Source organism: Elusimicrobiota bacterium, from assembly GCA_026388095.1.
Taxonomy (GTDB): domain Bacteria; phylum Elusimicrobiota; class Elusimicrobia; order UBA1565; family UBA9628; genus UBA9628.
In genome coordinates this window covers 37,942-61,530 of sequence record JAPLKL010000078.1, presented here as the reverse complement: position 1 = coordinate 61,530, position 23,589 = coordinate 37,942, and the positions used below count along the sequence as shown (strand labels likewise).

Below are 23,589 nucleotides of genomic sequence, written 5' to 3'. Positions count from 1 at the left end.
TACAATCTGGCTCGATGAGCGACAAGATCGTCTATTCGTCAGACCAGGACTGGGGCAAGAAGAGCACGCCCCGCCAGCCCGAGCCCGTGCGCCTCGCCTTCGGCCGCGGGGCAAAGGGCAACGGCGTCACCCGCGTGGAGCGCCTGATCATGCACCCCACCATCAAGGACCAGCTCCTGGCCCAGCTCAAGAAGCGCCTGGGCTGCGGCGGCGCGGTCAAGGACGGCGTCCTGGAGTTCCAGGGCGACCACCGCGACAAGCTGGAGAAGGAGCTCGTTGCGCTCGGCTACAAAGTGAGAAGGATCGGATGATTCGGGGACACAATACTTATCTCCCCCCTTCCCGCCGAATTAAGTATTGTGTCCCCGATCTCTAAGTATGGTGTCCCCGAATTAGAGGAGAATAGGATGAAGAAGCTTCTGCTGGCTGTCCTTGCAATCTCTTTGGCCGGAGCCGCCCGCGCCGACGAGGGCATGTGGACCTTGGACAACCTCCCGCTCAAGCAGCTCCAGGAGCGCTACCAGTTCGCCCCGACTCCGGGCTGGCTCGCCAAGGCGCGGCTGGCCTCGGTGCGCTTCAACGACGGGGGCTCCGGCGCCTTCGTCTCCCCCCACGGTCTGGTCATCACCAACCACCACGTGGCCCTGGGCCAGCTCCAGAAGATGTCCACCGCCCAGAAGGACTACGCGAAGGAAGGCTTCCTCGCGCGCCGCCCGGCCGAGGAGCAGCTTTGCCCGGACCTGGAGCTCAACGTCCTGTTCTCGACCCAGGACGTCACGGCCCGGGTCCTCGCCGCCATAGACGCCAAGGCCTCGGATGCCGTCCAGAACACCCAGCGCAAGGCCGAGATGTCCCGCATCGAGAAGGAATCCTTCGACCAGACCAAGCTGCGCTCGGACGTGGTCGAGCTCTACAACGGCGGGCAGTACCAGCTCTACCGCTACAAGAAGTACACGGACGTCCGCCTGGTCATGGCGGCCGAGGTGCAGGCGGCCTTCTACGGGGGCGACTACGACAACTTCGTCTTCCCGCGCCACGACCTGGACATGGCCTTCTTCCGCGTCTATGAGGACGGCAAGCCCGCCGAGTCGCCGGCCTATTTCAAGTGGAGCCGGTCCGGGGCCAAGGACGGCGAGCTGGTGTTCGTGTCCGGGCACCCCGGCTCCACCGACCGCCTCCTGACCGTCAAGCAGCTCGAGTACCAGCGCGACTACGACCTGCCGACCCTCCTCAAGAAGTTCGCCCTGCGGCGCGCAGCCTTGAACGAATACTCGGCCCGGGGCCCGGAGCCGGCGCGGCGGGCCCGCAACAAGATCTTCGGCGTGGAGAACGCAGCCAAGGCCTATACCGGCGAGTTGGCCGGCCTGCAGGACCAGAAGCTCATGGCGGTCAAGAAGGGCGCGGAGGAGTCCCTGCGCGCGGCCGCGGCCTCCAGACCCGAGCTCGCCTTCGCGGCCCAGTCCTGGGAGCGCCTGGCCGCGGTCAAGGACAAGCTCGTGGCGCGTTTCAAGGACCTGCAGTATCGCGGTGCCGCGGACTCCAAGCTCGCGGGCATCGCGGAGCGCATCGTGCGCTACGTCGCCGAGGTGGACAAGCCCAACGACCAGCGCTACCAGGAGTTCCGGGACTCCAACCTCGATTCCCTGCGCTTCCAGCTCTTCTCGCCCGCTCCCGTCTATGCGGACCTCGATGAGGCCCTGCTGGCCATGGACCTCAGGGAGTCCCTGGACCAGCTCGGCGCCGAGCACCCTTACGTCAAAGCGGCCTTGGCCGGCAAGGACCCGCAGACGCGCGCCCAAGAGCTCGTTTCGGGCACGGGCCTGGCGGACCCGGAGCTGCGCAAGAAACTCGTGGCCGGCGGCCGCAAGGCCGTGGCCGCCTCGAAGGACCCCCTGATCGTCTGGGCCCGGACCCTCGACCCGTTATACCGCGAGCTGCGCAAATGGCGCGAGGACGAGGTCGAGAGCGTGGAGGCGCTGGAGGGCAACAAGCTCGCCAAGGCGCGCTTCGCCATCCTGGGCACGTCCACCTACCCGGACGCGACCTTCACCCTGCGGCTCTCCTACGGGAAAGTGGCGGGGTACGGGGAAGGCACCACCCGCGTCCCGTACAAGACCACGTTCCACGGGCTCTACGACCGGGCGGCCTCCTTCGACAACGCGCCGCCCTTCGACCTCTCGCCCTTGGAAGCCGAGCGCAAAGCGGACGTGGACCTGTCCGCGCCGCTGGACTTCGTCACCACCAACGACATCATCGGCGGCAACTCCGGCTCGCCGGTCTTCAACCGGGACGGGGAGTACGTGGGCCTCATCTTCGACAGCAACATCCCCGGCCTGGTGGGGCGCTACGTCTACTCGGACGAGCGGGCCCGGGCCGTGGCCGTGCACTCCTCCGGCATCATCGAGGGACTGCGCAAGGTCTACCGGATGGACTCGCTGGCCGACGAGCTGACCGCGCACTGAGATTACGCCTCGGTAAAATCCCGCAGCCCCCCTTGACCGAAGGGGGCTCCGGGGTCATACTAATGAGTGCCATGACCCCCTCTATTCTGGCAGCCCTCTTCCTGTTCGCCCCCTTGGCGGCCTGGTCCGCCCCGGGGGCGGCCGATCCCAAAGCCTCTCCGCAGGCCCTGGCGCGCGCCCGGACCCAGGCCCAGACGCTCTACACCACCCACGAACCCGGCCAGAAGACCCTCGATCAGGCGGTATCGGTCCCGGCCCCCGCGGCGGGCGACGCCCAAGCGGCCCAGGCCTACGGGACGCTGAAGGCCTCCTTGGCCTCGGCCCGCGACGTGCAGGAAGGCTGCGCTTTGCCCTGCGCCTCGCCCGCGGAGATCCTCGTGTACCGCGAGAAGGCGCGGCTGGTCGGGTCCCAACTGGGGCTCGACGCCGCCGGGCTCGCCAAGGTCAACCAGCGCTATCTCCCGCAGGGCAAGCCTCGGCTCAAGAAGGCCGGCGGCGCCCAAAGCGCCGCGGCCCAGGCGCTCGAAGCCGAGGCGGTGGCCAACCTCCTGGCCCAACAGCACCTCTCCCCGCAGATGCGCGAGGCGATGAACAAGAGGGCCTTGGACCTCGCCGACAAGCTGGGCCGGAGCCAGATGATCAAGGCGGACGCCGGCGGGGTCGTGGTCCTGCCCGACGGCCGCAAGGCGCGCCTGACGCCGGCGCAGCTCGCGGCGCTCAACAAGGTCCCCCGGGCGCAGGCCGATTACCTGCGCAAGCTGGCCGCGGCCCCGCCGGTGCCCGCCGAGCTCACGGCCCAGGAGCGCCAGAAGAGGGCTTTGGCGGAGCTGGAGGCGGACATCAAGGCCAACCCGGGCAGGGTGCGGCAGGCGGAGAATTACTGGAAGTCGGTGACCGATAGGAAGGCCGAAGGTTTCTGGGGCCACGTCTGGAAAGGCTACTCCTACTTCAACCGCGGACTGCTGGCCGTCTCCGGGCTGGGAGACGTGGAGGACAGCGCGGCCAGGACCGGCTATGCATCGGCCAGCAATGACATCTCGGGCTGGAGAACGGCCTGGGAGGCGACCAAGCTGGCCGGCAACAGCGCCTTGTTCGCCGCCAACTTCATCGGCATCGGGAGCGCGGGCAAGGTCGCCAAGGGCGCCCAACTCCTGGACAAGCCCGCGGTCATCGATGGTCTCAAGATCGTCTCCAAGGAAGGGGCCGAGGCCGCCGCGACCCGCGTCAAGACGATCAACGGAGTGGTCGAGACCGCGCTCGGCGGCGAACGCAACTACAAGGCCGCCACCAAGGCCATGAGCACCTATGCCGAGGAGCATATGGGCGACCTGTTTAAGATAGAGCGCGAATCCCGGTGGAAGTTCTGGCATGCGGGCATGGCCGACTGGGTCCCGGAGGCGAAGAAGGTCTTCTATAACCCGTTCGTGGGAGAGGCGCACGAGTTCACCCACGCGCATCAGATGTTCACGACCCGGGCCGCGGCCCTGGAGATGGTCGCCAAGGGCAAGCCGCTCGCGCAGTTGACGGCGCAGGAAGCCGACGAGGCCTTCAAGCTGGCCAAGAGCCTTGAGACCGCCTACTACGCCCAGCACGAAGCCCAGGCCCTGCGCACCGCCGGCTTCCTGGGCCTGACGCCGGGTAAGGCCTTCCCCCAGAAGCTGGCCGCCAACAGCGGCGAGATCCTGAAGGCCTTCTCCGGAGCGCCGAAGTGGAGCTTCTCAGGGCCGCAGAAGTTCTACGGCGCGCTCTCGGGGCTGGGCAGCAGCCAGCTGCAGATCGGGGCCAGCGTCCTGCCCGTATTCAACGTCCCTTTCATAAAGGAGGGCATAGTCTCAGCGTCGCAGAGCGGCGCCAGCTTCGTCGGCGGATTGTTTCCCCAGAGCGCCGATGGAAGGTAGGCCGCGATGAGGCTGTCCCTGCGTTTCTTCCTGTGCCTCGCGGGCGGCATAGCGGCCGGCTTGAGCGGCTGGGCCTTGGTCAAGTCGCCGGCGGCCCCTGCCGAGAAGACCGGGTTCGTCAGCCTGTTCTCGCCCGCCTGGTTCCTGGGCTTTTTCTCGTCCGCGACTCTGCGGCCCGCGCTCGGCTGGCTCCTCCTTTTCGTCGCGGCCTTCCTGATCTGCATGCTGGCCCCGATGTTCTACATCGCGGGCTAAAGACCGCCAAGGAATCATTCAGCCCCCCTGGAGTCCCTCAGCAAGTTATCCCCGGACGTCTCGGGCGACTGGCCGGGGGATAGGTGACGGCCGGCAGCATGGTGACCCCGCCCGATGCCTCGCACAAGCGGCGGATGGCCTCATAGAGGGCCTGGATCTGGATGTCGTGGCAGGCGGCCTCGACCTTGAGTTTTTTCAGTTTGGTCTTGAGATCGTCGCTTTGGTCCGCGCCGATCTCGCCTCCCCCCCTGAACTCACGGCCGCAGTTCGGACAGCGCCAGCGCAGCCCGCCGCGGCCGATCTGCGTGAAGCGCAGTCCCGTGTCCTTCTTGCGATCCAAGGGCAGCGTGACCAGATGGAATCCGCTGCTATCGACGTCTTCCGCAAGCCAGCAGTGCGGACACTCGAGGAGCTCGCGATCATCCATGAACATCCCCAGCTCTCTGCCGACCTTTTTGAGCTTCTCCACCTCACGGAACATCTCCACGATCCGTTCCAGGCCCGGATCGGCGCGTCTCTTTTCGGCAGGCGCTGCCTTAGGGCTTTTCATGGCGCTCATCGGCACCTCCTTTCTACTGGACGCCTTCCGCTTTGATCTCGCGGACGAGTCTTTTTGCTCGTCCAATTCCGAATCGGAGTCTTACTTTCCATACGACGCCGACCTCCAAAAGTTCCTCCAGATCTTAAGGTGCCGTTCTGGCACCTTAAGCTGGCCTCTCCCTCGGAGGTCCTGCGCCGCGAGCGCTAGTTCCGGCCGCAGCGCCCCGCCAAAGGCAAAATGAGGCTTCGGAACACCTGGAAGACCGCTTCAACCTCAGGCGGGAGGCGCGCGAAGACTTCATCGCGGCACTTTCCGACGACCATGCGCACGACGGCGATGCTGACCTGGATGGCCCGCTCGCTGTCGAGGACCGCGGAAAGCATGACCACTCCAGGCCCGGTGAAGGCGCAGGGGCCGTACTTGGGCTGCCGGCCGCGCTCCAGGGAATCCCGCTCCGGCGGCGTCAGCCTGAACATGAAGTCCTCTGGGAAACGTTTGGAGTTGCGCCTTACGGCCTGATTCAGCTCTTCGGTCGTGACGCCATAGAGGACCGCCAGGTCGCGATCCAGCATGACCCTTCGGCCTCGGATGGAGAATACGCGGCTCTCGACGGAACCGGCTCTGAGTCCTGTCATGTCTTGCACCCCCAGCTCTCCTTCGCTTGGTTACGATTGAGTATCTTGTTACTCTATTGTATCCCTACTGGAGGTTCCTGTCAAGACCCAGGCTTGACAGCGCGCCCGCCATCGGTTACTATCCGGTAACATGCCGAGCCCGAAGAAGGCCCGCACCGTGTTCTCCCCGGAGAGCGGGGCGCTGCTGCTGACCGCCGAGGAGTCGGCGAGATACCTCCACTATCATCCGGTCTCGATCCGGCGCCTGGTCGGCAAGGGCCACCTGCGTCCCTCTTATCGGGTCGGGCGCGCGCTGCTCTTCCTGCGTGAAGAGCTCGATCGGTTCAAGCGCACGAGCGCCGCGGCCTCCATGAAGGGGGATGCCAAGCCCGTCCCCGCGCTCGCCGCGGCGGCTCCCCTGCCGGAAGGGCTGCGCGCGGTCGTGGTCGTGCGCGTCCAGGGCCGGGAGACGGTCTTCAGCCGGCCGCAAGCCTTCCGTTGGGACGACGTGCCCGCCATCCGCGCCGAAGTCCGCTCGAAACACGGCGACGCGTCCTTCTTCATCGCCATCGCGGCGCCTGACGGCAGCGGCTTCGAGCTGAGCTTCCATTCGGAGCAGCGCAGGCTGCCCCACCACCAAGCGCTGAGCAGCCAACGGCAGGGGCTGCGGCCGTAAGCAGTTCAGGCGACCTCTTTACTTGGGATCTTCTAGGGCGGGCTCCCGCAGGGAGTCAGGGCTATCCCTCAGCCCGCCTCATGAGTTAAGTATTGTGTCCCCCAACTCCCAGCTCAGCCTCTAACTGGGCGACGCTGGGCAAGGACCGGCGCAGCGGCTCGGGCAGGGCCGGGGCCTTCCAGTCCGCCACGCCGATGGGCGTGGATATGCCGCGCAAGGCGTATTCCGCGGTGAGGCGGTGCTTGGCCTTGCACAAGATGAGGCCTATGGAGGGCTTGTCGTCGGCGTGGCGCAGGCGCTCGTCTACGGCGGTGAGGTAGAAGTTCATCTTGCCCGCGTATTCGGGCTTGAACTCACCGGTCTTGAGCTCGACGACGATATAGCAGCGCAGGCGTAGGTGGTAGAAGAGCAGGTCGATGTAGTATTCCTTGTCGCCGACCTCCAGGCGCACCTGGCGGCCCACGAAGGCGAAGCCGACTCCGAGTTCGATGAGGAAGCTCTGGATCTGGTCGATGAGGCCGGCTTCGAGTTCGCGCTCGCGCAAGCCCTCCGCCATGGCCATGAGATCGAAGACGTAGGGGTCCTTGACGGCCTGCTCGGCGAGGTCGGACTGGGGCGGCGGGAGGGTGGCTTTGAAGTTGTTGACGGCCTTGCCTTGGCGGTGATAGAGGTCGGATTCGATCTTCTGTATGAGCACAGGCCGGCTCCAGCCTTGCTCCATGGTCATTTTGGCGTACCAAAGGCGCTGCGCCGGGGATTTGAGCTTCTGGTTCAGAATGACATTATGGAACCAAGGTATTTCCGCAACAGGCTGCAACAGAATCTGTCCGGCCGATTCTTGCACAGCCTGTGCAAGAAATGGGCCCGGCGATTCTTGCGCAGGCTGCGCAAGAAATCCCCCCGGCCATGCCAAGTAGAACGCCCTCATACGCCAGATGTTGTTCGACGAGAATCCTCTCATCCCGGGAAAGGCCCTTTGCAGGTCAGCGGCCAGCCTATCAACGACGCCGCGTCCCCAGCGCTCCTTCCTCTGCCGTTCGACGATGGACCTGCCGATGCCCCAATACAGGAAGATGAGCTCACGATTGGCTGAGAGTGATGCTTTGACCCGCGCGGTACGGATCCGCGATTTTGACCTCTTCGAGGAATTCGCGATACCCGGCCGGCAGGGAAGACCCGGAGACAGTCGGTTGGTAAAATGGATCGGCTCTGTTCTGGCCCATGATATATATACGAGCAGACCCCCCTTTTTGTTCCCTGCCAGCTTTATGATGTCCGCCCGGCCCCGCTTCAGCAGTCTCCCGGCTCAATGTCAAATGTCAAGACCTGACCCCCGCTTTACCGTCGCTTTAGCGGGATTTATCCCGCTTTTTCCAAAGGCGCAACAGGGGTGTCTTGGGCCGCGGCCTATGCTATGGCCGAGGCCGGGCCGTCACATGAGCCAGACGCCGTTCATCGTCGAGATCCCGCAACTGGCGCCCCACGAGGGCGCTCGCCAGAGCCAGGCCGCCCCTTGCCTGCTCAGGGACATGGCAGACGCGCTCTCGGCCTGCTCCAGGCCCGGCCGAACGGCGCTGCTCTGGGCCCTGGCCGGTTTCTGCGGCGGGGCCGGGCTGACTTGGGCCTGCTTGCGGACGCTGCCGGCGCCGGGGTCCGGCGGGGCGCCTGCCGAGCCGGCCTTCGCCGCGCGCGCCGCGCCGGGGCCGGCAGCCGCGGCAGAGGGCGAGGCCCCTGCCGCCGCGAAGCAGGCGCGCTCGGGCCTGGGGCTCGTGATGGCCCCGGCTTCAGCCGCGGCAGGGGGTCTGCTCGGCAGCGAGCCGTCTTCGGACGGCTCGGTCCCGTTCGGCTGGCAGAGGCCGGCGCTGAGCGAAGCCGGGCTGGAGCTGGGCGAAGCCGACGACCTGCCTGGGGCGCCGGATGCCGGGGCGGGCGCCTTGGACGAAGGACAGCGGCTGGGCTACCAAGGCGGGCTGGAGGAGATCAAGGCCTTGATAGACCGGTGCGCAGACTACAAGCGGCGGCAGTCCTCCGCGCTTGCGGCCGCCGCAGCCGCTCTTCGGGCAGGCAGCCCGGCAGCGGCCGCCGCCGCCTTCGCCCTGGCGCGCTCCTATGAGAAGAAGGCCGAGCGCTGCGCCAAGGAAGCCAAGCGGCTGGCCTGGCGGATGGAAGCGGAGCAGGGCTTGGGGCAGGGCGAGTACCAGTACCTCAACATCCTGGCTTGCGTGGACCAGGCCCTGGAGAGCGGGACGAGGGTCGCAGATTGCCGAACGCCCTACCCGGACCCGCATTACGGCGCCGCGTCCGCACCCCGCCAATAGTCCCGTTTCGACCGGAATCTTAAGGTGCCTGCCCGGCACCTTAAGTTGGCCCCCCGGACCCTCGATTGCGCTCAGGGCTTGAAGCCGATCTCGCGGGGTGGCTCGGGCGGGGGTTCCAAGAAGCCCCGGATTGTGTCGAAGAGCGCGTGAATCCGGACGTCATGCGGGTCGCACTTGCGCTCAAGCTCGGCAAGTTTGGCCGCGAGTCCCTCCTGCGCCGCGACAATCCTGCGCATGCGGTTGAAGGCGCGGACGATCTGGATGCTGGCCGGGATGGCGACCGGGCTTTTGAGGACATTGGCGAACATGACGACGCCGTCTTCGGTGAAGGCGTACGGGAGGTAGCGCGTGTTGCGCTTGGATGCGGTCACGATTGCGATGTTAAAGAAAGGCGGCCGCGGGCAGCACCGCAAACACCGCCCTCACGCCTTCACCAGCTTAGGCGTGGCCATGCTCTCCTCGGTCCTCAAGAGCGAGCGCGCCATACAAGTCAACATCGCCATCATGCGAGCCTTCGACCGCCTGCGCGAGCTCATCGCCGAAGACCGCGGCCTGGCGGCCCTGGTCACAGAACACGAGCACCGCTTGGACGGACACGACCAGGATATCGCCGCCCTCATCGAGACCGCCCCATGCCCGCCCGAGCCCGAGCCGGAGCGTCGGCCCGTGCTCGGCTTCACCCCGCCGCCCAAACGCAAGCGGCGCGCCAAGTCATGATATCCGGGCCCTCAGGCCTCAGTGCGCCTGGACACGGTCGGCGAGCAGGCCGCCCGCCGTGGCATAGTAGGTGGAGCTGTTGTAGCGCATCACGACCCGGAAATTCGGCAGGACCAGGAAAGCCCGGCCGCCCGGTCCGCTGGGCCGGATGACCGAGGCGGAAAGCGTCCCGGCCGGCAACACCGCGCCAGGCATCGGCCGCGCGCCCGCGGCCTGCCAGTCCGCCACGGACTTCACGACCGACAAGCTCGCTGAAGCCTGGTCGAACTCCGCGGGCAGCGTCACCTCGGCCCCCCAGCCCGCGGACTTGTCCCAGCCCGCCTTGGCCAGATAGTTCGCCATGGAAGCCGTCACGTCCGCCGCGCTCTTCCAGATGTCGCGCCGGCCGTCGCCGTCGAAGTCCACGGCCAGCTTGCGGAAGGTCGAGGGCATGAACTGAGGCTGGCCCAAGGCCCCGGCCCATGAGCCCTTGAGGTCCTTGGAGGACATGCGCTCGTCGGCCAGGATGTGCAGGGCCGCCATGAGCTCCTTGCGGAAGAAGCTCGGCCGCTTGCCCGCGTAGGCCAGCGTGGCCAAGGAGCGGACCACGTTCATGTCGCCCTGGTTCGGGCCGTAGTTGGACTCCATGCCCCAGATGGCCACGATGAACTGAGCCGCGAGCCCGTAAGCCGAGGAGACCTTGTCGAGCAGCGCGGCGTGCTGGGCCAGCATCGCCTTGCCGCCCGCCACGCGCTTCTCCGACACCACAGCCGTGAGGTACTGCTCGAACGTGATGGTATGCTCGGGCTGGGAACTCTCCGCGGCCAGGACCTTGGGGTCCACGGTGAGTCCGGTCAAGGCCTCGGCCAGGACAGCCTGCGGCACGCCGTCCTTGGCCGCCTCGGAGCGCAGCCCCTCCAGGAAAGTCGGGAAGTCCTCCTGAGCCAGGAGCGCGGGCGAAATCGCCCCCGGAGCCGCGACCGTCAGGATCCGGCCCGGGCCGGTCACGGAGAAGCCCCCCAGGCGCAGGGAAAGAGCGGCATCGACCAAGGCGCGGTCCTTAGGCTCCAGCAAGGAGTAGCGCTCGCGCTGCAGGTGCTTGGCCTCGGACAGCAGCTCCTCGGTGAGGACGCCGCCCGCGGAGAGCCTCCGCCGGATCAGCTCGGCGACCCCGTGGGCGTGGTCGCGCAGCAGGTCATCGGCGGAAGGCTCCTCGAACAGGGCCCCGTAACGCGGGGCGGAGAGTTCGGCCGCGGCGAAGCGGGCCTCGCTCTCGCTCAACCGGGGCGCCGCGCCTGCCGGCACTGAGCAGACCGCCAGCGCCAGGACCGCCAGCTTGCGAAAGGTCGACATTCTCTCGCAAGTATAACTCTAACCGGGAGCGTCGGTCATGGGTCTTTCGACCCAGCCTTTGTGGCGAGGACCCGACGCGATTTGATAACCTAAGGATCATGAGACGACGCGCAGCCGCGGCCGCCCTGTCTTTGCTGCTCATCCTGTCGGGAAACGCCTGGGCCGGCGCCAAGGATTACACCCGCCTGGTCGTCTTGTCGGATCCGCACCTGCCCGGACGGCTCATCCCGGAGAAGAACAAGGTCCTGGACACGGTCAACGGCTGGGACGACGTGGACGCGGTCGTCCTCACCGGAGACATCACCGCGGACCGAGGGACCAAGGAAGAGTACGCCTTCGCCAAGGAGTTCTTCTCCAAGCTCAAGAAGCCCCTGTTCCCGATCACAGGCAATCACGACTACATCTATGACACGGGGCCGGACGGCAAGACCCGCAAGGCCGCGCCCGCCGTGAGGCAGGCCAAGCTCAAGCTCTTCCAGGACACCTTCGGCCTGCCCGCCCTGCATTATGAGAAGAGGTTCGGCCGCTACCTCTGCCTGTTCATCTGCGATGACGACCTCGAATCCGGCTATCTGGCCCAGATGTCGAGCGCCACAGTGGCCTGGCTTACGGGCGAGTTGCGCGCCAGCCCGGACGCGCCGACCATCGTCTTCTTCCACGCTCCCCTCCAGGGGACGATCCAGAGCCGCAACGAGATATCCAACCACCCCAGCTTCTTCGCCCAGCCCGCGGACGGACTGCGCGGACTGCTCCGGAACAACCCCCAGGTCTTCATGTGGGTCTCCGGCCACACCCACATCGGCGCGACCAACGCGAGTTTCGCGGACCGGAAGATCAACCTCTACGACGGCCGCATCGCCGAGATCCACAACAGCGACATGGACGGCCGCAGCTACCTGTCGGAGAATGACGTCACCACGACCACGCACGACACCATCTGGACCAACTCCCTGTTCCTTTATCCGGACCGGGTGGTGGTCAAGACCTACGACCACAAGCAAGGGAAGTGGCTCGACAGACTGACCCGGGAGCTCCGCCCCACCGTCGGCAAGAAAAAGCCCTAAAGATCCGGCTCCGCGTCCCGAATTCGGGGACACAATACCTATCTCCTCATGAATTAAGTATTGTGTCCCCAATCATGGTTTTCGTCTGCGCTCTGCTCGTCGTGGGCGTCAGCGGCCTGGTGGGCCAGATCGTGCTCCTGCGCGAGTTCCTGGTCGTCGCCTCGGGCAACGAGCTGGCCATCGGGGTATTCCTGGGCAACTGGCTGGTCCTGGAAGCGCTGGGCTGCTTTTTGGCCGGCCGAGTCTGGGCCCGGTCCGAGCGGCCGGCCGCGGCCTTCGCCCTCTGCCAAGCCTTCTTCGCCGCGGCTCTGCCCGCGGCCCTCTACGCGACCCGCGGCCTGAGGGCGCTCTGCGGCGCGGCCCCGGGAGAGGCCTTGAGCCTGGCCGCGATGTTCGCGGCCTCTTTGGCCCTGCTGGCCTGCGTCAGCGCCCCGCACGGCGCGCTCTTCGCCTTGGCCGGGCGCATGCGGCGGCGGGAGGATGCCGGCGGCATGGTCTACGGCTGGGAGACCTTGGGGACTCTCGTCGGCGGCCTCATCCTGACCTTCTGGCTCATCCCGCGCTTGCAATCCTTCCGCATCGTGCTGGCGGTCTCGACTCTGGACCTGCTCTTCTGCGCCCTCGTGGCTGGGCGTTCGGCGAAGTCCAGGGTCCTCTACGGCCTGGGCGCCGCGGCCGCCGCGGTCCTGGCCCTGGGCCCGGCCGCCGCCGCCCTGCACCGCAGCTCGGTGCAGCGCCAGTGGCCCGGCTCGGAGGTGGTCTTCTACGACAACTCGGTCTACGGCAACATCACGGTCCTCAAGTCCGAGGGCCAGTTCACCTTCCTGACGGACGGGGAGGTCGCGGCGACCTCTCCGGTGCCCGACATCGAGTCCGTCGAGGAGCTCGCCCACTTCGCGCTCTTGGCGCAGCCCCAGCCTGAGGACGTCCTGGTCCTGAGCGGCGGCGCGGGCGGCCTGCTGCGCGAGGTCCTCAAGCATCCGGTCCGGCGCGTGGATTACGCGGAGCTCGACCCCCTGCTCTTGTCGGCGCTGGCGCGCTTCGCAGCACCCCTGGCCGAGGGCGAGCTCAAGGACCCGCGCGTGAGCGTCCACCGCATGGACGGGCGGCTCTTCGTCAGGGACACCGCGCGCCGCTACGACGTCATCCTCCTCGGCGCGCCCCGGCCGGACAGCCTCCAGGCCAACCGGCTGCTGACGCGGGAGTTCTTCGCCATGGCCCGGGCCCGGCTCAAGCCCGGCGGCCTGCTCGCCTTCTCCTTGCCCGGGTCCACGGCCTTCCTGGAGCCGAACCTCGCCAGCCTCAACTCCTGCGTGCTGCAGGCGGCCGCGCAGGTCTTCGCCGTGGTGCGGCCCATCCCCGGCGACACCAACATCGTCATGGCCTCCGACGCGCCGGAGCTGGCGCGGCTCGGAGCCGGCCTGCTGGCCGAGCGCCTGCGGCAGCGCCGCATCCGGACCGGCTTCGTGGGCCCGGAGCAGCTCTCCCTGCGCATGGAGCGGCAGTGGTCTTCGATGTTCCAGCGCTTCCTGGCCCCGGTCGCGGCCCGGGCCGGAGTCAATCGGGATTTCAACCCGCGGGCCGTTCTGCATGACCTGGGCAACTGGAACGCGATGTTCTCCCCCTTCGCGACGCGCCTCTTCTCCTGGGCCGAGCTCCTGTCCTTGCCGCGCCTCGGCGTGGTCCTGGCCTTGCTGTTGGCGGCTGGCCTGGCCTGGCACGGCAAGAGCCGCAGGCTCGCCTCCTTCCCCGCGCCGCTGGCCATCGCCGCTACGGGCTTTGCCGGGATGGTCTATAATATGACGCTGACCTTCGCCTTCCAGGCGCTCTACGGCTATGTCTACCTTTGGATCGGGCTTCTGGTCTCCGTGTTCATGGCCGGCGCGGCCGGGGCCAGTCTTCTCCTATCCCGGGACACCCGCCCCGCGCGGCGCTCCTTCCTGTTCTCGGAGCTCGCTCTCGTGGTCTTCTCGGCGGTCTTGCCCATGATCTTCCAAGCGCTGGCCGGGTCCTCGGTCCCGGACAGCCTCATGAAAGGAGCCTTCTTGAGCTTGTGTCTCCTCTCCGGCGCCTTGACCGGGGCTCAGTTCCCTCTGGCCTGCCGGCTGCGAGGCCCGGGCATGTCCTCGCTGTATGCCTGCGACCTTTTGGGCGGCTGGCTGGGCGCGGTGGTGGGCGGCGCGGTCCTCCTGCCGGTCCTGGGCTTGCGCAGCGTCTGCTTCGGCGTGGCTTTGCTCAAGCTCGCCAGCCTCGCCCTCTGCGCCGCGGCCTTGGAGGAGAAGTCATGAAGCGCCGGCTCTTGCGGCTCTGCGGCGCCGCGCTCCTCACGGGCATGGTGCTGGTGTCCTGGAACTGGTCCGCCGAGAAGCTTCCCTTCGGCCATGAGTGCAAGTTCTACAAGACCCTCTTCGACGGCCAGGTGCAGTGCCGCCTCTGCCCGCGCAAGTGCATAATCCCGCAAGGCAAACGCGGCACTTGCGGCATCCGCGAGAACCGGGACGGCAAGCTCTACCTCATCACCTACGGGAAGCCCTGCTCGATCGGAGTCGAGCCCATCGAGAAGGCTCCGCTGTACCACTTTTTTCCCGGGCACCGGCGGCTGGTCCTGGCCACGGTGGGCTGCGTGCTGCGCTGCCGTTTCTGTCAGAACTGGCAGATATCACAAGCCGAGTTCGAGAAGGTGCCGCATTACGAGCTGACCCCGGAGCAGGTGGTGGCGGTCGCGCTCCATGAGAAGGTGACCTCCATCTGCTTCACCTTCACCGAGCCCACGGTGTTCTACGAGTACATGTACGACGTGGCCAAGCTGGCCCATGAGCGGGGGCTCAAGACCTCGATGATCTCGAGCGGCTACATCGAGACCGAGCCGCTGGTCGAGCTGCTCAAGGTGCTCGACGCGGTCAAGATCGACCTCAAGGGCTTCACCGAGAAGTTCTACGAGGAGATGGCCGCCGCTGACCTGGAGCCGGTCTTGAACGCCATCAAGACGGTCAAGAAGAGCGGCAAGTGGCTGGAGATCGTCAACCTGGTCATCCCGGGCCAGAACGACGACCCCCAGGACATGGCGAAGATGTGCCGCTGGCTCAAGGAGAACGCGGGGCCGGACACCCCCGTGCATTTCACGCGCTTCTTCCCCGAGTACAAGCTGAAGAGCGTGCCTCCGACGCCCGTGGGGACTTTGGTGCGCGCCTACGGCATCGCCAAGGCCGCGGGCTTGCATTACGTCTATGTCGGCAACGTCCCCGGCCATCCCATGGATAACACCTTCTGCCCGAAGTGCGGCAAGACCTTGATCGAGCGGCAGGGCTTCCAGGTCGTGAAGAACAACATCAAGAACGGACGCTGCCCTTACTGCGGAGAACACCTGCGCGGGCTGTGGTAGGTCCGCTCAGGAGCCGAGGCTCCGCGGGTCGAACCCGTAGATCTCGGAATACTTCTTGCGCAGGTAGTCCAGGAAGGGCGCGCAGTCGAGCCCCGTGCCCGTGACCCGCCGGAGCAGCTCGTTGGCCGTGTAGCGGCGGCCATGCCGGTGGATGTTCTCCTTGAGCCAGCCTCTCAGCGAGGCGAAATCCCCGCCGCGGATGCGCGCCTCGAGATCCGGGATCTCGCCCAGGGCCTTGGCGTAGAACTGCGCGGACATGATGTTGCCCAGAGCGTAGGTGGGGAAATAGCCGATGAGGCCGCCGGCCCAGTGGATATCCTGCAGGATGCCGAAGCGGTCGTTGGGAGGGATGACGCCCAGGTACTCGGCGCTCTTCGCGTTCCAGGCCGCCGGCGCCTGTGCCGCCTGGAGCCGTCCCTCGATGAGGTCCGCCTCCAGCTCGAAGCGCAGGAGGATGTGCAGGTTGTAAGTCACCTCGTCGGCCTCGATGCGGATCAAAGAGGGCCCGACCTTGTTGAGCGCGCGATAGAAGTCCTCCAGGCCGCAGCGGGAGAACCGGTCCGGGAAGCGTTCCTTGAGCGTGGGCAGGAGCCAGGCGCAGAAAGGCCGGCCCCGCCCCACGATGTTCTCCCAGAGCCGGGATTGCGACTCGTCGACCCCCAGCGAGGCCCCGCCGCCCAGCGGGGTGCGCTCGTACTCCTTGTCGATGCCCTGGCTGTAGAGCGCATGGCCGCACTCGTGCACCGACCCGTAGAGGGCCGTGGGCAGGTAGTCCTCGGCGACCCGGGTCGTGATGCGCACGTCGTCGACCGAGAAGGCGGAGGTGAAGGGGTGCGCTGAGAGGTCCTGCCGGCCGCGCTCCGGGTCGAAGCCCAGGCGGCGGACCACATCCTGGCAGAGAGCGAACTGCTTGCCCTCGTCGCAGGCGCCGTGCAGGAGGGCGCTGGACACCTCGTCCTTGCGGGCGTTGATCTCGCGCGCCAGAGGGACCAAGCCCGCGCGCAGGGCGCCCAACGCCGCCTCGGCCTGGGAGGCGCTGGTGCCGGGCTCGTATTCGTCGAGCATGGAGTCGTAGAGGCGCTTGCCCACGGCCAGGGCCTCGGCCTTGCGGCGGCTGAGCTCCACGATCTTCTCCAGGTGCGGCGCGAAGGCGGAGAAATCCGATTGCGCCCGGGCCTCGCGCCAAGCCTCGAGGCCCAGGGCCGTGGCCTTGGCCAGCTCGGCCACGAGTTCGCCGGGAAGCTTGCGCGCCCGGGCCTGCTCGCGGCGGGCCGCGCGCACGAAGGCCGCGGGCAGGGAGTCCGGGCCTTGGGCTTGGGCCAAGGCTTGCGTCTGGTCGAGGACGCGGGCCAGCTCATCTGAGACCAAGCGGCCGTGGGCCGCCTTCTTGACCGTGGCCAGGGCCTCGGCCCGCGCCGCGGCGCCGCCCGCGGGCATGAAGGTCTCCTGGTCCCAGGACAGAAGCTCGCCGGTCGCCTGCAGGTCGGCGATCTCCGAAAAAAGGGCTTTAAGCGCTGCCAGTCCGTTCTGCACGATCCCCTCATGCGTATGGTAGCACAAGGCCGCCCCCCTCCGGACAGCCTTGCCGGGTGCGCCGAAAATCTGTAGGCAGCCGCCAGACCGGGCGCCCGGAATTGCGCGTCCGGCAATCTCCCGTGGGGGTCCCTCCCTTGGTCCGTTGCTTTTCTGCAACTTCCCTCCCCAACGCAGCGATATAGGGCATCTGTTCCGGACCGTGTTGCTTGGGGGCAACGGACCAAGGGAGGCAAGGCTCGGCGGGAGGGAACTTTTTCGGGGGTCATCTCGTAAGATTGATGGATTCCCTAGGGACGGTGCGTCGCATGGCGACATTGCTCACAGAGCTGCGGCTGGACCGCGGGATCTCCCAGCGGCAGCTTGACGAGGGTGTAAGGCCGGCGACCTACAAATCTTCGGCGCACCCGCCTTGAGCGCGATCATTGATATCGGTCAATTTTATCCTTGACCGCGCTCATAGGCGCGGATCCGGCGGCGCGGTATCATGTCTTATGCCCACAAACCGGCAGGGAGAAAGAATGATGAAAAAGATCGCCAGACTCGTCCTCAGCCTCGTCGCCGCGTCCCCGATCCTCGCCGTGAGGGTCTGCGCCGCGCCCACCGTGGACTGGGACCATGTCAGCGCGATCGCCGCCATCTCACCGGCCGGCGAATCCCTGGCCGCCGATTTCAAGGCTTTGGCCGACAAGGTGTCTTCCGAGCCCAAGGAGCGCATCATCTACGGCGTTCCGCACACGATGCAGGACGCCTTCTCCGGCGTGGCCGCCTGCTCCATATTGGATGCCAAGTTCTTTCGCGCGCTCTCCATCGATGAGGCCGTGAGCTCCCTCGAACCCTGCGCCCAGGGGCTTTCCCAGCGCTACGGCCTGCCGGTCACCGCCGAGCAGGGCCTGGTCGGCATCGACGGCGGCCGCAAGGCCGTCACGGGCATCATCATCCATGTCCCGGCCAGCATCCAGCCCGGCAACCATATCCTGATGGACCTGAGCTATTCGATCCGCGAGCAGCGCCAAGGCCGGTTGCTCGGCTTCCCGGCCGGCGTCGTCTCCGGGAACCCGGACGGACCGCGGAGATAGCCCTCCCAGACTAGGCCTTTCGCCCCTGCCCAGGGCCCAGACCGCCGGACCATGGCCTTGGGTCCATTTCCCGCGGCTTCCACGGTCCTTCGGCCCACACGGCCACGCCGGCCTCTGCGCTATGATGGGGGCTCAGGATACAAGTCCGGTCCCAGGAGCGCAACGATGAAAAAGTCCCTTTCTTTGATGGCAGCCTTCTCCCTTCTGGCCCTGTCCATGGGCCCGGCCGCGCCGGCCGCGCTGGCCGCTGTCGTGACCTCCGGCCGCACGTCCGCGGCGCCCCTGACCCAGGTCTCCGGCCTCCCCACGCTGAACTCGGGGCTCCAGTCCATGCAGGGCGCACCTACCCTTAAGACCGGACTCCTGGCCCCGTCTTTGCTCGCCGCGCCCGGCCTCTCCCAGCAGGTCGTCCCCACGGTGGCGCCCGTAGCGGGCCTCCAGGCGGCACCGGCCGCCGCGGCCCCCGTCGTCGCGGGCGCTCTGATGGACAGGGCCTTCCAGACCGCTGACGGCCAGCCCACCCCCTTCGCTCAGTCCATACAGGTTTTGGCCGCCCCGGCCCCGCAGTACCAGGACATGTCCGCGGGCGAGTCCCGCTCCTCCGCCGAAAACGACTTCCAAGCGCGCATCGGCCAGTCCGGCGAGGTGGAGCTTTTGGTCTCCGCCCCGGAGGGCTCGGGCAAGGTCATGACCGAGGACGTCTATCCGCTCGCGCTCGCCAAGCCGGGCGTCGGCATCAAGGCCATCGACACCGCGCTGCGCACGCAGCTCCAGAACCTCGGCGTCTCCGCGGACCTCCTCGCGGCGCACGACGCGCGCGCCGTCGGCGCGGTGTCCCAGATCAACACCGCGGTGCTCAAGGTCGCTCCGGGCAGCGCCGACGCGCTCAAGGCCGTGCTCGAGTCCCAGGGCCTGAAGGTCCAGGTCGGCCGGGTCTTCACCGTCCCGGCGCCCATGGCCGCCGAGCCCCAGGCCCGCACCGTGGGCCTCAAGGAGATGGCCAAGGTCATCGGGGCGGACAAGCTCCAGGCCGAGCTCCAGAAGGTCCTGGGCGATCCCGCCGCTCCCGGCGGCAAGACCAGCCTGGTCTCACGCCTGGCGCAATGGGCGGGCCGGACCGTGCGCCGCGCTTTGGGCTTGGCCGCGGAGAACCCGGTCCTGCCCTGGGCCGTGCTCGACACCTGGGTCTCGACGGACCATCCCTACCTGAAGGGCCGCATCGAAAAGAGCGTCTCCAACGACGCCGACAGCGAGACCCACGGCACGCACACCGCGGGCACGGTGGTGGGCATGGACCGCTGGAACACCCACGGCCGCAACTACAACATCTTCCCCAACGGCTCCGCCTCGGAAAGCGACATCCTCTTCAAGCTCAACATGGCCGTGCAGGACGGGGCGCTGGGCACCACCAACTCCTGGGGCGACGGCTCCGGCGACCCGGAAGGCGCCATCGAGAAGCTCTTCGTCAAATCCGCGGAGGCGGGGACGCACCACAGCATATCCGCCGGCAACGCGGGCAGCCGCAAGAACACCATCGGCGGCCCGGCCATCGCCGTTCAGTCCACCGATCTGGTCATCAACGGCAAGGTCGTCGGCAAGGTCAAGCGCATCAAGGCCATCGCGGCCTCGGACGCGGACAAGAAGACCGCGTACTTCTCCTCGCGCGGCCCGGGCAGCCAGACCACGTCCACCCACCCCGACCAGTACAAGGACTACCCGCAGAAGCCCGATGAATCCGGCGTGGGCGTCAACCTCGTGGCACCCGTGCCGAGCGGCGCGACCGTGCCGGAGCTGGGCGGTCCGGGCGCGTCCATGTCCGGGACCTCCATGAGCAACCCCGGGGTGTTCGGGGCCTTCCTGCTCCTGACCCGCGGCATACTCGTCCTGCTCAAGGACTCTCTGCCGGCCCTGCCCGGCCCGCAGCTGACCCAGTTCGCCATGGACCTGGCCCGCTACTCCATGACCCAGACCGCGGAGAAGGTGGCCCCGGCCGACGAGGTGGGCGACGGGTTCATCAACGTCTGGTCGGCCTTCCAGTTCTCGGCGAAGCTGCTCCAGGAGAACGCGCCGTCTTCCGGACTGATGTCCAAGGCGCGCGCCTTGGCGCGCTTCGCCCTGGGATTGGCCTAGAAGCTGAAGGTCAGCGACACCCGGTGCACGTCCCCGAGGTAGTTGTAGGGGACGAAGGCGTAGTCCACGCTCAGCGTCTTGCACCCGACGCCGATGCCGACCGAGGGCGAGAGGTTCTGCGAGCTGAAGCCGGCGCGCCCCGCGAACCGCCAGAAGTCGCCGACGGCCAGTAGATACTCGGTCCCGAAGTCCGCGTAGGGGCTGTCATTCTTCGGGGCTCCCACGTCCAAGGCGGTGAGCCAGTCCTTGGTGATGTGGAAGGCGGCCCCGGCCTTGAAGGCCAAGGGCAAGGACTCCTCGGCCTGGTCGTATTTGAGTGTCCCGCCCAGGTTCCGCGCGGTCACGGCCAGACGCAGACGGTCGTCGAAGAACCTCGGCGAGAGGACGCCCAGGTCGACCGCCTCGGTGTTCGCCGTGTCCGCCAGCTTGGACTGGATGAATTTGCCGGCCGCGCCGAGGGCGAAGCCCGACTCGAGCTGGTAGGCATACCCGACGCTGGCGGCCAAGTCATAGGGAGTGACCGTGCCGATCGGTATGTAGTCCTGGTCCGTCTCATAGACTTTGCCGAAGGAGAAATACTGGACTCCGAGGCCGAAGGCCCCGTAGCGCCCGGCGTTCTCGACGTAGGAACCGTAATCATAGTAGCTGGAGGCGATGTAAGCCGCGTGCATGAGGGTCGCGGAGCGGTGGGCGACCTGGGTCATGGCCGCGGGGTTCCAGTACAGGGCGGCGGCATCGTCGGCCGCCGCGCTGTAGGCGCCGCCCATGCCCATGGCCCTGGCCCCGGCGCCGAGGTCCAGGAAATCGGCGGCCGTGGTCCCCGCGGCCGAGGACCCGAAATTCGAGGCCGCGGCCCCGAGGGCCGTGAGCAGCAATCCCGCCGCTATCCCGAGTCTCAGCACTCAGCGCTCCACGATCACCTTGAAGGTACGGCTCTGGCCGCCGCTGTTGACATAGACGAAGTACACTCCGCTGGCCACGGGCCGGCCGGCCCGGTTGGTGGCATCCCACGAGCCCGTCCCGTTGGGGAAGAGGGCGAAGTCCTGGACCAGTTGGCCGGTCAAAGTGTAGATGCGCACCTGGGCTCCGCCCGGGCCGACGAATTTCATCAGCGCCGGCCCCTGGGACGGCTTCAAGGGATTCGGCCCGATCTTGAATTGGAACACATCGGCCGCGGGACTGGCCTGCATGATCTGGAAGACCGACAGATGGTCGACCGTCGCGGCCACGCCCTTATTCGCCGGGTCCACCTTGGAGGGCAAAGGGGCCCAGGCATCGGCGGCCGCATCGTAGCGGGCGATGACGAAGCGGCTCGGATCGAGGCTCCCGTTGTAGTTCTGATAGGACATGGTGAGGCGGACGGGATTGACGGGCTCGATGGCCGGATAGAGGTCCACCTCGAGGCCGATGCCGGTGCCGGCCAGGGGCTCGATGGAGGAACCGCCGCTCAGGCTGCTCGGGGCCAGCAGACTCACTTGGACGCTCTGGCCCGGGGCATAGGCTCCGGGGAAGATCTGCAGCGTGGCCGGTCCGGCCGTGATGGTCCCCCCGGCGGAACCGATGGTCGTCGGCGCGGATGGCAGGGTCACCGTGCTGATGACGTTGGTGGAAGTCGCGACGCCGTCGCCGTTGAGGGCGGAGACGGTCAGATAGTAGGTGGCGCCGCCGAAGAGGTCCGTCAGGCCGACGCTCAGCGCCTGCGCCGTGACGGAAGAAGTGGAACCCAGCGCCTGCCAATAGTCCACGCGATAGGTCGTCGTCCCCCAATTGGTGTTGGCGGTCCAATTCACGGTGAGCGAGGATGCATTCACCTGGACCAAAGCGAAACTGGCCGGCGGGGCCGCCAAGGTGTAGACGGTGACGGTCGAGGATCTGGGGCCCTCCGCGCCTATGATCGCCGAGACCGCCGCGCCATAAGCGGTGTTGGTCGCGAGTCCGACCTGCGTGAGGCTGGTCGCCGCGAGATTGCTGAACGTGAGGCCAGTCGAATAATAGAAGTTATAGCTCGCGGCGCCGGAGTTGTTCCAAGTCCATGTCAAAGAGGAAACCCCCAAAGCCGTGGCGGTCAAACCGGAGGGCGCGGCCGGAAGGACCGCCTTCACCGCGGCCGCGGCATCGAGGAGCCCGGCGCCGCAGATGGAGGTGTTGCAGCCGCTGCCCGCGGAGAACGGCCGCGCCGTGCTTTGCAAGGCTTGCCTGACCTGCGCCGGCGTAAGATTGGGATTGATCGAGAACAGGAGCGCGGCCACGCCCGAGACATGGGGAGTGGCCATGCTGGTACCCTGGTAATAGACGTAGGTGTCTCCCGTGGTTCCGACGTTCACGGGGCCCTTGAGGCCGGAGTTCAAGGTGGACAGGACGCCGTTGGGATCGTTAGCGTAGCTCTGCTCCCCGCCCGGCCCGGAGATCGCCACCTTACTCCCATAGTTGCTGTAATAGGCGAGGCTGCCGGCGCTGTTGACGGCCGCCACGGCGATGACGCCGCTGCAACTGGCCGGCGTCACCGGGGAGAAGGTCAGGTTGACGCTTTCGTTGCCCGCGGCCACGACCACGACGGAACCGGCGGCCGTGACCGCATCGATCGCATTCTGCCAAGCCGTGGGGCAGGCCCCGGTTCCACCAAGACTCAGACTGAGGACCTTGGCCGGGTTCGGGTTGGCCGGATAGCCCGCGACAGTCAGCCCCGCGGCCCATTCCATCCCGTTGATGATGTCCGAATCGTAGCCGCCGCACTTGCCGAGCACGCGGATGGGCAGGATCTTGGAGACCCAGTTGACTCCCGCCACGCCGATGCCGTTGTCGGACTTCGCCCCGATGGTGCCCGACACATGGGTGCCGTGCCAGGAGCTGTTCTCGGCGGCGCAGCCGTAGAAGGGGCCGCTGGGGTCGTTGCTTTCCGCAGTGGTCACCCAATCTCCCGGGTCGGTGGCGTCATTTGTGGATGTTCCCGGAGTGCATTGCGCGTTATTGGCGACATTCGCGTCCGTTATGAAGCAATAGCCCGTGGCGGCGAGGCCCAACACCTGGTGATTAACCCAGCGGCCCGCCAAGTCCTGGTGATTGAGCCAGCCCGTGTCGATCACGGCCACGGTGCTGCCGGTATTGCCGGTGGTGATGTCCCAGGCGGCCGGCAGGTCGGCCCCGCCCGCGGTCGACGCCGGCGCGAAGTAGTGCCACTGGTACGGATACTGGGGGTCGTTGGGCGTCCGCAAGGGCTGGCGCAGCCGGTCAGGCTCGGCGTACTCGACCGAGGGATCCTGCCGCAGCTTTTCGAGCAGCGCCTCCACCTGCGCCAGGGGCATCTTGCCGGGAAGGCGCAGCACCTGGGCATCCCCAGCCATGCGGCGATGGTGAGCGAGCCGGACCCCGGCCAAGTCGCTCAGCGGCCGCAGGTCCGCGGCGCTCATTACTGAGGCTCGGGCGGCCCGGCGGTCCCGGAACTTGACGATCAGGCGGTCCGTGCGTTCCTGGTCCGCGGGTCGGCTCCTGCGGACTGAAGCGGCCTGTCCCGCCGCGGGCAGCGCCCCGGCCAGGACGAGGATGCCGGCCAGCCTCAAGCTTCGTGGCGAATGCATAGGATGGTCATTC

General features: G+C 67.2%; 20 protein-coding genes and 1 pseudogene. 12 read left to right on the top strand and 9 right to left on the bottom strand.

Going from position 1 to position 23,589, the window contains the following annotated elements:
- Window positions 1-14 precede the first annotated feature (14 nt).
- The 4 genes from NTY77_19920 to NTY77_19905 all read left to right on the top strand — a co-directional run bounded on the left by NTY77_19920 (window position 15) and on the right by NTY77_19905 (window position 4,615).
- Window positions 15-311 carry a translation initiation factor gene (locus NTY77_19920; GenBank protein MCX5797764.1) on the top strand — a complete coding sequence of 99 codons (297 nt, stop codon included), beginning with the start codon at window positions 15-17 and terminating at the stop codon, window positions 309-311.
- Window positions 312-407: 96 nt separating this feature from the next.
- Complete coding sequence (locus NTY77_19915) at window positions 408-2,462, top strand: S46 family peptidase (protein MCX5797763.1); 2,055 nt, start codon at window positions 408-410, stop codon at window positions 2,460-2,462.
- A 71-nt stretch (window positions 2,463-2,533) separates the two neighbouring features.
- Window positions 2,534-4,360, top strand: coding sequence for a hypothetical protein (locus NTY77_19910; protein ID MCX5797762.1), 1,827 nt, complete (start codon window positions 2,534-2,536; stop codon window positions 4,358-4,360).
- A 6-nt stretch (window positions 4,361-4,366) separates the two neighbouring features.
- Window positions 4,367-4,615 carry a hypothetical protein gene (locus tag NTY77_19905; GenBank protein ID MCX5797761.1) on the top strand — a complete coding sequence of 83 codons (249 nt, stop codon included), beginning with the start codon at window positions 4,367-4,369 and terminating at the stop codon, window positions 4,613-4,615.
- 37 nt (window positions 4,616-4,652) lie between these two features.
- On the opposite strand, the gene NTY77_19900 is transcribed toward NTY77_19905, so the two are convergent.
- Both NTY77_19900 and NTY77_19895 read right to left on the bottom strand, forming a co-directional pair.
- Window positions 4,653-5,165: a hypothetical protein gene (locus NTY77_19900; GenBank protein MCX5797760.1), complete on the bottom strand. Its 513-nt coding sequence runs from the start codon at window positions 5,163-5,165 to the stop codon at window positions 4,653-4,655.
- A 194-nt stretch (window positions 5,166-5,359) separates the two neighbouring features.
- Entirely contained in the window at window positions 5,360-5,791 is a 432-nt protein-coding gene (locus NTY77_19895) for an ORF6N domain-containing protein (GenBank protein MCX5797759.1), read from the bottom strand.
- A gap of 130 nt (window positions 5,792-5,921) precedes the next feature.
- Here NTY77_19895 and NTY77_19890 point away from each other — a divergent pair, with 130 nt between their 5' ends.
- Window positions 5,922-6,446: a helix-turn-helix domain-containing protein gene (locus NTY77_19890; GenBank protein ID MCX5797758.1), complete on the top strand. Its 525-nt coding sequence runs from the start codon at window positions 5,922-5,924 to the stop codon at window positions 6,444-6,446.
- 85 nt (window positions 6,447-6,531) lie between these two features.
- Here NTY77_19890 and NTY77_19885 read toward each other — a convergent pair whose 3' ends face one another.
- Together NTY77_19885 and NTY77_19880 are read right to left on the bottom strand one after the other, a co-directional pair.
- On the bottom strand, window positions 6,532-7,143 hold the full coding sequence (locus tag NTY77_19885; GenBank protein ID MCX5797757.1) for a DUF1016 domain-containing protein: 612 nt from the start codon (window positions 7,141-7,143) through the stop codon (window positions 6,532-6,534).
- 21 nt (window positions 7,144-7,164) lie between these two features.
- Window positions 7,165-7,521 (bottom strand): annotated as a pseudogene (locus NTY77_19880) (DUF1016 N-terminal domain-containing protein).
- Between the two features lie 361 nt (window positions 7,522-7,882).
- Here NTY77_19880 and NTY77_19875 point away from each other — a divergent pair.
- The gene (locus tag NTY77_19875) at window positions 7,883-8,764 is read left to right on the top strand and encodes a hypothetical protein (protein ID MCX5797756.1); all 882 of its coding nucleotides are present in this window, start codon (window positions 7,883-7,885) and stop codon (window positions 8,762-8,764) included.
- A gap of 71 nt (window positions 8,765-8,835) precedes the next feature.
- Here NTY77_19875 and NTY77_19870 read toward each other — a convergent pair whose 3' ends face one another.
- Window positions 8,836-9,135: a hypothetical protein gene (locus NTY77_19870; protein MCX5797755.1), complete on the bottom strand. Its 300-nt coding sequence runs from the start codon at window positions 9,133-9,135 to the stop codon at window positions 8,836-8,838.
- A 7-nt stretch (window positions 9,136-9,142) separates the two neighbouring features.
- Between NTY77_19870 and NTY77_19865 the strand changes: the two genes are divergently transcribed.
- A complete protein-coding gene (locus tag NTY77_19865; GenBank protein MCX5797754.1) occupies window positions 9,143-9,481 on the top strand; it encodes a hypothetical protein in 339 nt (112 codons plus the stop codon).
- 18 nt (window positions 9,482-9,499) lie between these two features.
- Here the strand turns inward: NTY77_19865 and NTY77_19860 are convergent, their stop codons facing one another.
- A complete protein-coding gene (locus NTY77_19860) occupies window positions 9,500-10,813 on the bottom strand; it encodes a lytic murein transglycosylase (GenBank protein MCX5797753.1) in 1,314 nt (437 codons plus the stop codon).
- 98 nt (window positions 10,814-10,911) lie between these two features.
- Between NTY77_19860 and NTY77_19855 the strand changes: the two genes are divergently transcribed.
- The 3 genes from NTY77_19855 to amrS all read left to right on the top strand — a co-directional run bounded on the left by NTY77_19855 (window position 10,912) and on the right by amrS (window position 15,259).
- Window positions 10,912-11,877 (top strand): metallophosphoesterase, encoded by a 966-nt coding sequence (locus tag NTY77_19855; GenBank protein ID MCX5797752.1) that lies wholly within the window; start codon window positions 10,912-10,914, stop codon window positions 11,875-11,877.
- 74 nt (window positions 11,878-11,951) lie between these two features.
- Window positions 11,952-14,165: a fused MFS/spermidine synthase gene (locus NTY77_19850; GenBank protein MCX5797751.1), complete on the top strand. Its 2,214-nt coding sequence runs from the start codon at window positions 11,952-11,954 to the stop codon at window positions 14,163-14,165.
- A complete protein-coding gene (gene amrS, locus NTY77_19845; protein MCX5797750.1) occupies window positions 14,162-15,259 on the top strand; it encodes an AmmeMemoRadiSam system radical SAM enzyme in 1,098 nt (365 codons plus the stop codon). Before NTY77_19850 ends, amrS begins: the two co-directional genes overlap by 4 nt.
- A 6-nt stretch (window positions 15,260-15,265) precedes the next feature.
- On the opposite strand, the gene NTY77_19840 is transcribed toward amrS, so the two are convergent.
- The gene (locus NTY77_19840) at window positions 15,266-16,792 is read right to left on the bottom strand and encodes a carboxypeptidase M32 (protein MCX5797749.1); all 1,527 of its coding nucleotides are present in this window, start codon (window positions 16,790-16,792) and stop codon (window positions 15,266-15,268) included.
- A 524-nt stretch (window positions 16,793-17,316) separates the two neighbouring features.
- Here NTY77_19840 and NTY77_19835 point away from each other — a divergent pair.
- A complete protein-coding gene (locus tag NTY77_19835) occupies window positions 17,317-17,871 on the top strand; it encodes a hypothetical protein (GenBank protein ID MCX5797748.1) in 555 nt (184 codons plus the stop codon).
- A gap of 165 nt (window positions 17,872-18,036) precedes the next feature.
- Entirely contained in the window at window positions 18,037-20,001 is a 1,965-nt protein-coding gene (locus NTY77_19830) for a S8 family serine peptidase (GenBank protein MCX5797747.1), read from the top strand.
- Here NTY77_19830 and NTY77_19825 read toward each other — a convergent pair.
- Together NTY77_19825 and NTY77_19820 are read right to left on the bottom strand one after the other, a co-directional pair.
- Complete coding sequence (locus NTY77_19825) at window positions 19,998-20,903, bottom strand: PorV/PorQ family protein (protein ID MCX5797746.1); 906 nt, start codon at window positions 20,901-20,903, stop codon at window positions 19,998-20,000. The two genes, NTY77_19830 and NTY77_19825, sit on opposite strands and share 4 nt — an antisense overlap.
- Complete coding sequence (locus tag NTY77_19820) at window positions 20,904-23,576, bottom strand: S8 family serine peptidase (GenBank protein MCX5797745.1); 2,673 nt, start codon at window positions 23,574-23,576, stop codon at window positions 20,904-20,906.
- Between the last annotated feature and the right edge of the window lie 13 nt (window positions 23,577-23,589).